Below are 12,289 nucleotides of genomic sequence, written 5' to 3' on the forward strand. Positions count from 1 at the left end.
GGCGATGATCGATCCCCGCCGGCACCGATTTCGAAGCCACCTACCCTCGCGTCGCTCCGTTCGTTCCGTTCTCCGGGCCGCCACCCGCCCGCGCGAGCGCCGCTACGCGCTCCTCGTGAGCGCCCTCGCCGGTCTCGTCGTCTTCACCCTCGCGAGCGAGCTGTTTCCGTATCACTCGAGCAACGACGACGAGGCCGTCTACCTGCTGCAGGCCGCAATGTTGCTCGAGGGGCAGTTCCAGATTCACGCGGGCGCCCTCGCCGAGGCCGTCAGACCGTGGTTCTTCGTCCTCGAGGACGGTCGGCTGTATCCGAAGTACGCGCCCGTCCCCGCCGGGATGTTCGCCGTTTCGATGGCCCTGTTCGACGAACCCCGGGTCACGCTGGGGGTCGTGGCGGCGCTCAACGCGTACCTGACCTACGTCCTCGGTTCGACAGTCGCCGACCGACGAGTCGGCCTCGTCTCGTCCGTTCTCTTCGCGGCCTCACCGATGGCGCTCCTGTCCTCGTCCGTCTTCCTCCCCTACGCTCCGACGACGCTGTGGAACCTCCTCTTCGCCGTCTGCTACCTCCGTGGCGTCCGCTCCGGAGACACCAGAATGGCCGCCGTCGCCGGAGTCGCCGTCGGCATCGCGTTCTTCGCCCGGCCGTACACCGCCGTTTTGTTCGCCCTGCCGTTCATCGTCCACGCCGGCTGGCAGACCGCCGGTGCCCTCCGACGTGGCCGTCCGTGGGCCGACCCCGTCCGACGGAACCTCGTAACCGCTACGATCGGCCTCGCGTTCGTCGGCCTCGCGCTCGCGTACAACGTTCGGCTGACCGGCTCCCCCCTCGAGTTTCCGTTCCAGGCGTTCGCGCCGTTGGATGGCCCCGGGTTCGGCTATCGCGAGATCGTGGGCCACGGCGTCGAGTACACGCCCGCGCTGGCCCTCGAGGCCAACGGCTACGTCCTGTGGTACCTCACCACCCGTTGGATCGTCGCCGGTCCGGTCGGCACCCTGGCGGCGGTTGCGGGAGGCGTGCTGGCGGGTCGGCAGTGGCTCGAGGGACGCCGGACCGGGTCACGATCCCGGGGTCGCCTGGTCGTCGTCTTCCCGCTACCCGCGGCGCTCCTCGCGGGCGTCGTCGTCACCGTCGTCCTGGGCAACGTCGCCTTCTGGGGCAATTTTAACATTTTGGCGACGATGGACGACCCGACGAACGGCCTCGTCAGTCGGTCCGGTCCCTTCTATCACTTCGACCTGCTCGCTCCGTTCGCCGTCTTCGCCGCCGTCGCGATGGTGTCCGGGTGGCGTCTCGCTCGGAATCGCGTCCCCGAACTCCTCGAGCGGGTCGACGCGCCGGTTTCGCCTCGCGGAGTCCTCGTTTCCCTCGCCCTGGTGGCGACGCTCGTCCTCGCGACGACCACCGTCGCGCTCATCTCGGGACCGATCGATCGCAACGCCGACTACACCCGGAGTGCCGAGGCGGCATACGAACCGTTCGACGACCGCGACCTCGAGAACGCCCTCGTCTTCCAACCCGCGCCCTACGGCCAGTGGACCAACCATCCCTTCCAGGCGCTCAGGAACGACCCCGATCTCGAGGGCGACGTCGTCTACGTCCTGGAGGGCGACCCCGAGAGAGAGTTCGCTGTCCTCGACGCCTACCCCGACCGCGACCCTTACCGGTACACCTACCGCGGCGCGTGGGGCGCGAGCCCCGACGAGATCGAGGCCGTTCTCCAGCCGCTCGAGGTCCGCCGAGGTGCGACGATGGACGGCGAGACGACAGTTGGCGTCCCCAACCGGGTCAGCCGCGCCGTCGTTACCCTCGAGGGGGCGAACGGCTCCGTCGAGTACCACCTGGAGGACCCGACCGACGAGATCCGCGTCGCCTGGACGGTGGCGGCCGCGAGCGACGACGCCGGTAACGCTACCCTGTCGGCCCCGTCGACGGCGACTCGCACGCCGACCGAAGAGGGGATCGAACTCGCGGCCACTAACCGAATCGTCCTCTCGGTCACGCTCGTTCAGCCTGACGGCGGCACCTACACCTACCGCCAGGAGACCACGGTTCGGGTCGCAGACGGCACGCTCGAGGTCGTCTGGCCGCCGGAAACGCGAGGCTGTCGGCTCGCCACCGACTGCGGGCGAGAGGGGACGTTGCCCGAGGATGCTGACCTGCCCGAGTGGGAACGGCTCGAGGCGGAACTCGAAGTGACTGCGGATTAACGACGAACGTTCTTCACAAGCAGCGTGCTGGTGAGAGCACTGTCACTGGAACAGTATCGGGCAACGGTGCTGCGTTAGAACTTCCCGTAGCCGAGCGCCTCCAGATGTTCCTCGACGGTCCCATCGTCTTCCGTGGGATTCACCGCTGGACTCGCAATATCGTCAGTCGCGACTGATTCGTAGTCGGTCGCAGTCGTCGTCGCCCACGGAACTCGTTTCACGTGTGGGTGCGGAAGGCCGGTTGGGTGTCCCTGGATTCCCCACTCGCCGAATGCCTCGCCGTGGTCGGCCGAGAGTACGACCGTCTCCGCGTCGAGGTTCTCGAGGAGCACGCCGACCGAATCGAGCGCGTGACGAAGGTTGTTGAGATACATTCGCCACACCACTTCGTTCGGTACTGAACCTTGCTTGAGCGCTCCCCACGCACTCTGCTCGATGTCTGTCAACTCTCTCCGACCGTCGGTTGCTGCATCGGCAATGTAGGGCGTGTGTGGCTGCGCGTAGTGGACGACGAGTCGGTCGGCGTCGGCCTCTCGTCCGGCCAGGATGGCTCGGTTCGTCGTCGCTTCCGGGGGAACCGTATCCAGCCGTTCGTCTCGACAGTCACGCCACACCGGATCGTATCGGAGGAAATCGTGTTCCGAGACCGGCTCTGCACCCGGCCAGCAGAACGGGACGGCAATACCCGGGAGGTATCGGCCGTTCATGAAGATATCCCGGTCGAAGCCATTGGCCGTCACGAGCGCGGTTTCCTGGACGTCCTCGAGACGGTCCTCGTTGAACGTTTTGACCAGCCACTCCCGCGAACCACTTCCCACGGACAGTATCGAGTCGATGCTCCTCGCGTCCAGAAAGTCGTATTCGGGCGCGAGGTACCGAAGCGCATCTACTCTGCACGCATCCAGAATAATGAGTGCGTCCCACTCGAGGTCGTACACGTTCGTCCCGATGGGACGTCGAGACGTCGCCGTGAACCACGGCCCAAGATATAGACAGTAGGCCGCCTCGAGGACCGCTCGCTTCTTGTCCGACTGCCAGTTTCGCTTCGCTCGGTCGATCCAGGAGCGGACGCTAAGTTCCCTCATACGGTGCGCCCATCCCCGTTGCCCGTCCAGTGATCGTCGCCGACCAGCTCCCCAGTGTTTTCCTGGTGTGCGACCAATTGGTTTCGGTTGTCCCGGTTCAGCCCCCTGCGTGCTTGCTGGCTACAGATGTTTGAACGCGTGACCCGTGTTCCTGTACGGCGATGTGCGCTGGTAGAAAGGCGTCGAATCGTCGTCATGTGATGTCGGTGTCGGTCCTCGAGGCGCCCTGACCGATCTCGATGATCGATCGAGGGGTGTCTCGTCATAATGTGCGAAATTGTCGGTTGTAGAGGGAACTCCATTCCATACGATACCCTGGAGTATGTCCCTTTATTTATCAATTCTCTAAACACCCGACTGCGGACGCCTTTATAAACGTCTGGGAATTTGGTGACTATTCCCTACTAAACATAGCCTCTACTGGCCTCATCGACCAGACGAAGTTCTTTCAGCAGGTGAGAATTGTACGGTGACAACAGTTGAGAGAAACGAAATTGACCACGTCTTGAATTCGAGTCGAACAAACATACGTCAGCAGACGATCCAAGTCGACCGATAGATTCAGCGGACGGTTTTTCCACTCTCCTCGGCGTTCAGTGGTCGGTACCGTGCTGAATCACATTTCGCAGGATACTCCCGTGCGGTCAACGGTGGCGATACGGTACTCTGCACTGTTTCGTTGGCTGAAAATGACAGACCACGACCGTCTCCTGGTAGACCGGATTATCGAAACCCGCCCGCAGTTAATGGATAGGTCCCTCGCGACACTCCTCTCCGAACGAACCACACTGGGTGGGAGCGTAGACGTAGTCGGGTGATCCCGTATCAATATCTTCGCCCACGACCGTTCCAGTGGCAGCACTCACCAGCACGCTGTTCCTGAAGAGCGACGACGAATAGTTTCACAGTGTGGTACTCCGATGTAGTCGATGCCCGTCTATCGGTCGTGTCGCCGCGGCTCGTGTGGCAACTCCCGCATGCGCTCCTCAAGGGCGACCTTGCCGATGGATCGCGCGATCTCGTAGCCGCCCTGGATGGGGTCCAGTTTGGTCTCGCCCGCGCGCTCGGCGTAGGTGATGGGGTGTTCGACCACGTCGTAGCCCCGCATCAGGGGCCGGATCAGGAGTTCGGCCGAGAGGCCGGTGTTCTCGGACCACTCGATGTCCTCGATGACCTCGCGGCGGTAGGCACGCATCCCGGTGGTAGTGTCGTGGACGCGCGTGCCCATCAGGACGCTGGCGAGGGCCGCGAAGGCGTGATTGCCGAGTCGGTTGAGCGGCGGCATCGCCTCGGCGCCCTGGTAGAGGCGGTCGCCGCTGACGACGTCGTGACCTCGGTTGATCAACTCGAGGAACTCGGGGAGCTGCTCCATCGGGTAGGTGTCGTCACAGTCGGTAGTGACGATCACCGGGCGTTCGGGCGCCGTGATGGCCTCATGGACGGCAACGCCGTAGCCCTGTGGCTCCTGTTCGATCACGGTCGCGCCGTGTTCGCGCGCGATTTCTGGCGTGCGGTCCGAGGACCCGTCGACGCAGACGACCTCGGCGCGGCCGTCGGTCACGCGCTCGATGTCAGCGAGAACGGTCCCGATCGCTTGCTCCTCGTTGTACGTCCCCATCACGACAGCGACGTCGTCGAAGGTGTACTCGTCACTGCCGCTCCCGTCGGCCGACTCTCTCGTCGATTCGTCGTCGGAGTCTGCACCGTTGCCAGGGTCGATCGACTCCCCGGGTCGATCCGAGGGTTCGGCGTCGACCTCGAGTTCGTCGCCGTCGTCTGCGGGTGTCTCCACGCTCATTACCGGTACTCTCACCGGGTGCCACTTAATGTTTTAGGTTTGCCTAAAACAGGGAAGGGGGGAGGTGGGATGGTGGCGAGCGCTAGAGAGCGTCCTCGATCACCTCGGCTGCCCGCAACGCGAGGGCGGCGATGGTCAGCGTCGGATTCATCGCGCCACCGGTGGGGAAGACCGAACTCGAGACGAGCCAGCAGTTCTCGAGGTCGTGGGTCCGCAGCGAAGGATCGACGACGCTCTCGGCCGGGTCCTCGCCCATCCGGGTCGTCCCCATGTGGTGGTAGGCGGGTCCGGTGTTCTCCGGCCCGACCTGCCAGGTAATCTCGGTGCCCAGTTCCTCGAGGATCGATCGCTGGATCTCGTTGACCCGCTCGACGGTTCGCAACGCGCGCTCGCCGACGTTCCAGTGGACGTCCGGAATCGGAACGCCGTTGTCGTCCGTTCGCTCGCGGTCGAGGCCGACGTAGCTGTCCTCCCGGGGGAGTTGCTCGACGAGCGCGCCGACGCCGACGTGGGTGCCGTACTCCGCCTGGAGGCGCTCGAGGAGGGTGTCGCCCCAGTCGTCGCCGGTGAGCGCCAGTTCCACCGGCGAGGGGCCAGCGTAGTTGAAGAACTCGAGTTTGAACGGTGCGACCTCCTCGTCGGCCTCGTCGTAGAACTGGTGGCACTCGCTGGTGAGGAAGCCGACGTGGTTCTGCCGGGTCGGCTCCTCGAGGACGCCGCCCATCCCGGCGAAGAGGTGATCCATGAAGTACCGCCCGACGAGGTCGCTCGAGTTGGCGAGGCCGTCGGGGTAGTGATCGGATTCCGAAACCAGCAGCAAACGTGGCGTCTCGACGCCCCCGCAAGCGACGACGAAGGCGTCGGCCTCTTGGCGGTACGTGTCGCCGTCCGGCGTCGCGTAGACCGCCGCCTCGACCGCGTCGGGGCCGTGCTCGAGTCGCGTGACCGGAACCCGATCGAGCACCGTCGCCCCCGCGGCCTCCGCGCGCTCGACGTGGACGGTGGCGTCGTATTTCGCGCCGGAGGGGCAGACGGGCTGGCAGGTGCCGTAGCCGACGCAGCCGCCGCGACCGTCGTAGGCTTCGGAGTTCCGGGCGTTCGGGACCGGATGCATCGCGATCTCGAGGGCGTCGCAGGCCGGCGCGAACAGGCTATCGCTGTAGGAGGGTGGAAACGCCGGCATCGGGTGAGGTACCTCCCGGGGCGGACCGAAGGGATTGTCGGCACCCGAGACCCCGAGTTCTTGCTCGGCATCGGCGTAGTACGGCCGGAGGTCGGCGTAGTCGATCGGCCAGTCGACGCCGGCCCCACGAGCGCTCGCCGACTCGAAGTCGTCCTCGTGGAGGCGCATGACCATCCCCTGCCAGTGGAGCGTCGAGCCGCCGACACCCTTGACGCGGGCGTGATTCAGGGGATAGAACCACTCCCCGGAGGCGGCGTGAGCGTCGCGTTCGGGGTCGCCGTCCCAGACGTCCGGCCGGTCGTAGGCGGGTCGGATCGCGCGCTCCTGTCTGGCCAGTCGATCGGCCGGATCGAATCGAGGCCCGGCCTCGAGGATCACCACCTCGTGACCCGCCTCCGCGAGTTGCGTCGCAACGATCCCGCCGGCGGGCCCGGATCCGATCACGCACACGTCTGCTTCCGTCACCGGGGTCCGGTCGCCGGATCCGACCGACTCGTTCGTTGCCTCTGCGGGTGGCCGACTCCAGCTCACGAGTCTGGCCCCCGCTGATAAGTGTCGATTCCGCCCGCGTGTCCCTGAGGATTCTCGAGACCGACCAGTTTGCCCCCCGTCGGCGACGCGTACAGCGCGAGCAGGAGCTCGTTGACGACGTAGTACCGAACTCGCTCGGCGGTCGTGCCCTCCGGCGCTTCCGAGGCGGCGTCCGCCCCGAGTTCGCGGAGGAATCGGTCCCGGTCCGCAACCGACAGCACGACGAATCGAGCGCCGTGCCACGACTCGGACAACTCCTCGAGTTTCGCGACGGTCTCGTCCAACGCCGCCGCGTGGTCGGGGTCGGCCAGTCGTCCCTCCAGGAAGGCCTCGACAAACGGTTCGACGCCGTCGATTGCCGAGGGGTAGACGACCTCGGCGGCGGCGACTAGCGTCGCTCGGATGCGCTCTTCGTCGACGAGTGCTGGGTCGCTCGTCCTCCTCGAGCGGCCGTACCGGAGGGTCGCGGCGGCTCCCCCGCCGACGCCCAGTGCCGCGAGGGCGGCCACGGCGTCCCGTCGCGTCAGGTCCATCACCACGAGTTAGGCACACCTAAAACTTATACTCGTTGAAACCGGAGTGGCCGGCAAACGACACCGGCAAATACTCCGGGACTCGAGAATCGCGTACCCGCAGATGTCACGCCCGTCGATCGTCCGTCGAATCTCTGCCGACGAGGAGCTCCCGCTGGGGTTGACGGCCCTCGTCGCGGCGATCGCGGCGACCCTGCTGTTTCCGCTCTCGTGGCTCCTGGTCGAGGCCACCCGGATCGACGGCGGTCGCGCCTGGCGCCTGCTCGTCCGACCCAAGACGGTCGAAATCGTCGGCAACAGCCTCCTGTTGATGGTCGGCGTCACCGTCTGCTCGATTCTCGTCGGCGTCCCGCTGGCGTGGCTCACCGTCCAGACCGACCTCCCCCTTCGGCGCTTCTGGGCCGTCGCCGTCGCCCTGCCGCTGGTCGTCCCGAGCTATATCGGCGCCTTCGCGTTCGTCTCGGCCTTCGGCCCCCGCGGCGAGTTCCAGTCGATCCTCGAGCCCCTCGGCATCGAACGGCTACCCGAGATCTACGGTCTTTGGGGATCGATTCTCGTCATCACGCTCTACACGTACCCCTACGTCTACCTCACCACCCGCGCGGCGTTACTCTCCTTCGACACGCGACTGCTGGACGCCGCCCGGACGCTCAACCACGACACCTGGGGCGCCTTCCGCCGGGTGACCCTGCCCCAAATCCGACCAGCCGTCGTCGCGGGTTCCCTGCTCGCCGCGCTGTACGCCGTCTCGGACTTTGGGACGCCCGCGATCATGCAACTGCCCGTCTTCACACGCCAGATCTACGTCGAGTTCCAGCAGTGGAACCGGGAGTACGCGGCCTTCCTCTCCCTCCAGTTGCTCGCCATCGTCCTCGTCGTCCTCGCCCTCGAGTGGAAGGTCCGCTCGAACCGAACGGTCCACGGGGACGGCGGCGGCCGTTCGAGAACCGTCGTCGAACTCGGTCGCTGGCGCTGGCCCGCGACGCTCCTGCCCGTCGGCGTCACGGTCGTCTCCCTGCTCGTTCCGCTGTGGATCCTGGGACGGTGGCTCGTGACTGCCGACCCCTACGCCCGCCCCGAACTGGCCTTCGAGTTCGAGTACGCGTACAACTCGCTTCTTGTCTCGGGGGCCGCCGCACTCGTCGCCGTCGCGGCCGCGGTCCCGGTCGCCTATCTGGCGGCCCGGTCCGACGCCACGCTCGTCTCGGTGCTCGAGCGGGCAACCTACGTCGGCTTCGCCGTTCCCGGCGTCGTCCTCGGCCTCGCGCTCGTCTCCGTCGGGACGGACTACGAGGCGCTCGACCTGCCGTACGCCCCGGTGCTGTACCAGACGCTCCCACTCTTGATCTTCGCCTACGTGATCCGGTTTCTCCCCCAGGCGGTCGGCTCGATTCGGTCGACGACCCTGCAGGTCGATCCGACCCTCGTTGAGGCCGCTCGGACGCTCGGCGACACGCCCTTGAAGTCGTTCCGCCGGGTGACGCTTCCGCTCATCGCCCCGGGCATCACCGCAGGGGCCGCACTCGTCTTCCTGACGACGATGAAGGAACTGCCCGCGACCCTCTTCTTGCGCCCGACCGGTTTCGACACTCTCGTAACCGTGATCTGGCGCGCCCAGGAGGCCGCCTACTTCCAGTACGCCGCCATCCCCGCGCTCATGCTGATCGTCGTCTCGGGGCTCTCGATGGTCGTGCTCCTCACGCAGGGGGGTCGCGAGGGGCTTTGAGCCGCTGGGCACGAGTATCGGGTAGTCGTTCGGGCCTGACGAATTAGATCTAGCTGGAGAACCGGGTCTAGCTGGCGACCGGATCCAGCCGGTGAGCCGGATCCAGCCGACGACCCAGGTTTAGCCGGTAAATCGAATCAGACGCCCTCGAGCGGCTCCACCAGCGACGGCTCGTCCACCGTCGGACTGTTGACCGCCGTCGACACCGGATAGGCCCGCATCTCCTCGGCGGGATAGGGCTCGAGCAGGTCCCGCGGGTCGTCGGCGGTCAGCCACTCGCGTTCGCGATCCGGCTCAAGGATGACCGCCATGCGGTCGTGGAGGTCGGCGACGAGGTCGTTCGGACGAGTCGTGAGCACGGTGAACGTCTCGACGGGTCCCGGCTCACGTTCGGCGGCGCCTTCGTTTTCACGTTCGTTCGAGCCGCCGCCGAAAGCCTCGAGGCCCGCCTGGGTGGTCTCCGGGTCGGGCTCCCAGCGCTCCCAGAGGCCGGCCATCGCGAACGGGCGGTCGTCCGCGAGCGTGACGCGGTAGGGTTGCTTGTCCCCGTTTTCGGTTGTGGCCCACTCGTAGAAGCCGTCGGCCGAGACCAGACACCGACCTCGAGAGACGGGTTCCCGATCTCCTGCGTTCGATTCATTCCGTTCAGACGGTTCATTCACGTCGCCTGACCGGTCGACTGGGCTACTTTGCATCTCGTACGCCGGACGAAAACTCGGTTTCTCGGCGACGGTTTCCGCCCTGGCGTTGATTAGCCCGCTCGATCTGCTCGAACCGCTCGAGCCGCCCGAGGCCTGCAAGTCCTCGCGCCACGCCGGCCGCAGCCCCCACTTGAGTTGCTGAAACGCGGCGGGTTCGTCGTTCGTGATCATCGGGAGGCGCTGTCCCGGCGCGGCGTTGTACCGCGGCGCAAACGTTTCGTCGGCCGGGAACCTGGCGTCGAACCGGTCCTCGAGGTCGCCCTGCTCGAGAAAGAGGGTGTAACGGCCACACATACGTTCCTAGAGGGGTCCCAGGACCAAACCGGTATCGCCCCTCTGAACGATCGACTGGTGTCTTGAACGAAATCCCGATCGTTCCCCGTGGTATGCAGTCGCTAAGGACTGATTAAGAACTGGCTGCAATAGGATGGGCCGGATTAACACGTTCGTACTCATGACCCTCGCTCTCCTCGACACGAGTATGTCCGCCGAGCACACGGACGCCTACGAAGCGTCGTTCACCGACGACGGATGGTTCGAGATTCGCGAGTACGACCAGCCCGAACGCTGGATCACGACGGACTCGCCGGTCGAGTGCGAGCGGTGATCGCCGTCGCCTCCTCGAGATCGACGGTCGGTCGCCGAGCCTGGGCTCGACTCGAGTCCGTTTCAGACGGCTCGAGTTCACCCAAATGACTCGAGCGAGAGTCCGACCCATCCCGCGGAGAGCCGTCGCTCGAGGGGGTAACAGCGTGAGTAAAAACCGGCAGCGAATGCCTAAGCCTCGAGATCCGTGGTCGCCAGCAGCACCTGCAACGCGTCGGTCGGCGACATGTCGTCGTCGAGCTGCCCGGCGTACCAGGTCAGGAGGTCGGCGAACACCTCGCGAACGTCGTGAGACGTCGCGCGGTGGTGTGCGATTTCGCCGTCGGTCTTCAAGGTGATCTCGACCCCGTGGGGTTCGGACGCGGCCGCGAGCCACTCGTCGGGCTCACGCGGTGCGTCCGAACCGTTGGAACCGGTTCCGAACTCGAGCCCTCCATCGGACTCGAGACCGATATCGGCACGCTGGCGTGTGCGTTCACCAGCCGCCTCGGTCTCGAGGCCGTGTTCGCCGTCGGGTGACGGTAACGAGGGGGACTCGAGGTCGGAACTCGAATTTGACTCCGACCGCACGACGTACCGATTCTCACCCAACTGTGTGACGGTCTCGTTGTCAGGCGTGACCTCGAGGTCGTCGGGGGTGAGTATTGCGTCGTCGTGTGTTGGATCGGGGGTCATGCGTTAGTAGTTGTAGGCGTGGGTGATCAGACGTTGACGACTGTCTGATCGGAGCTAACCGTCTGCGGCATCGTCACGCCGTAGGTGAACTTTGCACCGGACTGGTCGACGATTTCGACCGTCGCGCTGTCACCGGTGTTGAGTGCGGATGGGTTCACCGATTCATTCAGATTGATCGCGATGACGACTCGGTCGGACGTGTCAGTTAGCGAGCTGGGGTCCGAGCTGGTCGTCGCTGCGGTAGTGTTGAAATGAGGTTCGGTGGTACCGACCACATCCGAGTGGGCCAGCGTGGTCGAATTCTGCCCGTCCGTGTACTGTACGGTCACGGCCGTCAAATCGATTACATCGGAGCCAGCCGATTTCTTGACCGTCAGGTTGAGCTGCTCAAACGGCTCGTCGGGTTCATCTGTTTCCGCGACGGCGTGGACGACTTCGATCTGGTTCGCTACTGCCTGCTGGGTCTCGGTTCCGGTGTCGGACGCCTGGCTCTGCAGCGAGCCAGCCGTGTTGATCAGGACGCCGGCAGCAATCGCTGCCACCAGCACCATCGCAATGAAGACGATGAGGGTACCGATACCCACCTGCCCGCGTTCGTCAGCGTTGGTTAGATTCTCGAACATGATTAGACCTCCACCACGCTCTTGTCACCGAAGGTTACCGGGGCAGTCACGCCGTAGGTGAACTGTGCACCGGACTGGTCAGTGATGGTGACCGTTGCGCTGTCACCTTCTCCGAGATTAGTGGAACCCTCGATGGTATCTGTGTCCAGTCGGAGGACAACTCTGTCTTCAGTGTCCGTGAGGGATTCACTCTCCGCCGTACTGGCGTCGGAGCTGCCGACCTCGACCGTACCGAACGTGGTACCGGTTGCTGCATCATCAAGGTTCGTATTGCTCGCGTACTCAAGCGTCTGATCCGTCGTCGTGCTTGTGTACTGAACGGTCATAGACGTCAAATCGATTACGTCGGAACCGGCCGACTTCTTGATCGTCAGGTCGATGTCCGAGATGTTGCTATCGTTGACATAGCCAACGGCGTGGACGACTTCGATCTGGTTCGCTACTGCCTGCTGGGTCTCGGTTCCGGTGTCGGACGCCTGGCTCTGCAGCGAGCCAGCCGTGTTGATCAGGACGCCGGCAGCAATCGCTGCCACCAGCACCATCGCAATGAAGACGATGAGGGTACCGATACCCACCTGCCCGCGTTCGTCAGCGTTGGTTAGATTCTCGAACATGA

General features: G+C 65.0%; 11 protein-coding genes. 3 read left to right on the forward strand and 8 right to left on the reverse strand.

The genetic code is table 11. The features are described 5' to 3' along the window. Positions 1-4: 4 nt before the first annotated feature. Complete coding sequence (locus ACFQS4_RS17660) at positions 5-2,212, forward strand: ArnT family glycosyltransferase (protein WP_500194942.1); 2,208 nt, start codon at positions 5-7, stop codon at positions 2,210-2,212. Positions 2,213-2,286: 74 nt separating this feature from the next. On the opposite strand, the gene ACFQS4_RS17665 is transcribed toward ACFQS4_RS17660, so the two are convergent. From ACFQS4_RS17665 to ACFQS4_RS17680, 4 genes are all read right to left on the reverse strand, one after another. Next, positions 2,287-3,297 carry an alkaline phosphatase family protein gene (locus ACFQS4_RS17665; protein ID WP_500194945.1) on the reverse strand — a complete coding sequence of 337 codons (1,011 nt, stop codon included), beginning with the start codon at positions 3,295-3,297 and terminating at the stop codon, positions 2,287-2,289. Between the two features lie 937 nt (positions 3,298-4,234). Next, positions 4,235-5,095 (reverse strand): dolichyl-phosphate hexose transferase, encoded by an 861-nt coding sequence (locus ACFQS4_RS17670; RefSeq protein WP_500194946.1) that lies wholly within the window; start codon positions 5,093-5,095, stop codon positions 4,235-4,237. Between the two features lie 82 nt (positions 5,096-5,177). Continuing rightward, positions 5,178-6,809 carry a GMC family oxidoreductase gene (locus ACFQS4_RS17675; protein WP_500194948.1) on the reverse strand — a complete coding sequence of 544 codons (1,632 nt, stop codon included), beginning with the start codon at positions 6,807-6,809 and terminating at the stop codon, positions 5,178-5,180. Next, entirely contained in the window at positions 6,806-7,342 is a 537-nt protein-coding gene (locus ACFQS4_RS17680; protein WP_500194951.1) for a gluconate 2-dehydrogenase subunit 3 family protein, read from the reverse strand. Before ACFQS4_RS17680 ends, ACFQS4_RS17675 begins: the two co-directional genes overlap by 4 nt. Positions 7,343-7,445: 103 nt before the next feature. Between ACFQS4_RS17680 and ACFQS4_RS17685 the strand changes: the two genes are divergently transcribed. Next, a complete protein-coding gene (locus ACFQS4_RS17685; RefSeq protein ID WP_500194954.1) occupies positions 7,446-9,068 on the forward strand; it encodes an ABC transporter permease in 1,623 nt (540 codons plus the stop codon). Between the two features lie 137 nt (positions 9,069-9,205). Here ACFQS4_RS17685 and ACFQS4_RS17690 read toward each other — a convergent pair whose 3' ends face one another. Then, positions 9,206-10,063, reverse strand: a complete 858-nt coding sequence (locus ACFQS4_RS17690) for an SOS response-associated peptidase (RefSeq protein WP_500194955.1) — start codon at positions 10,061-10,063, stop codon at positions 9,206-9,208. Positions 10,064-10,250: 187 nt separating this feature from the next. Here ACFQS4_RS17690 and ACFQS4_RS17695 point away from each other — a divergent pair, with 187 nt between their 5' ends. Then, positions 10,251-10,376, forward strand: a complete 126-nt coding sequence (locus ACFQS4_RS17695) for a hypothetical protein (RefSeq protein ID WP_256498842.1) — start codon at positions 10,251-10,253, stop codon at positions 10,374-10,376. 170 nt (positions 10,377-10,546) lie between these two features. On the opposite strand, the gene ACFQS4_RS17700 is transcribed toward ACFQS4_RS17695, so the two are convergent. The 3 genes from ACFQS4_RS17700 to ACFQS4_RS17710 are packed head-to-tail and all read right to left on the reverse strand — an operon-like array spanning position 10,547 to position 12,287. Further along, a complete protein-coding gene (locus ACFQS4_RS17700) occupies positions 10,547-11,050 on the reverse strand; it encodes a DUF7500 family protein (protein ID WP_500194958.1) in 504 nt (167 codons plus the stop codon). 26 nt (positions 11,051-11,076) lie between these two features. Continuing rightward, positions 11,077-11,673 (reverse strand): flagellin, encoded by a 597-nt coding sequence (locus tag ACFQS4_RS17705; RefSeq protein ID WP_500194961.1) that lies wholly within the window; start codon positions 11,671-11,673, stop codon positions 11,077-11,079. 2 nt (positions 11,674-11,675) lie between these two features. Beyond that, the gene (locus ACFQS4_RS17710) at positions 11,676-12,287 is read right to left on the reverse strand and encodes a flagellin (RefSeq protein WP_500194963.1); all 612 of its coding nucleotides are present in this window, start codon (positions 12,285-12,287) and stop codon (positions 11,676-11,678) included. Positions 12,288-12,289 lie beyond the last annotated feature (2 nt).

It is taken from the genome of Saliphagus sp. GCM10025317 (assembly GCF_042663665.1).
In the GTDB taxonomy this organism is placed as follows: Archaea; Halobacteriota; Halobacteria; order Halobacteriales; family Natrialbaceae; genus Natronosalvus.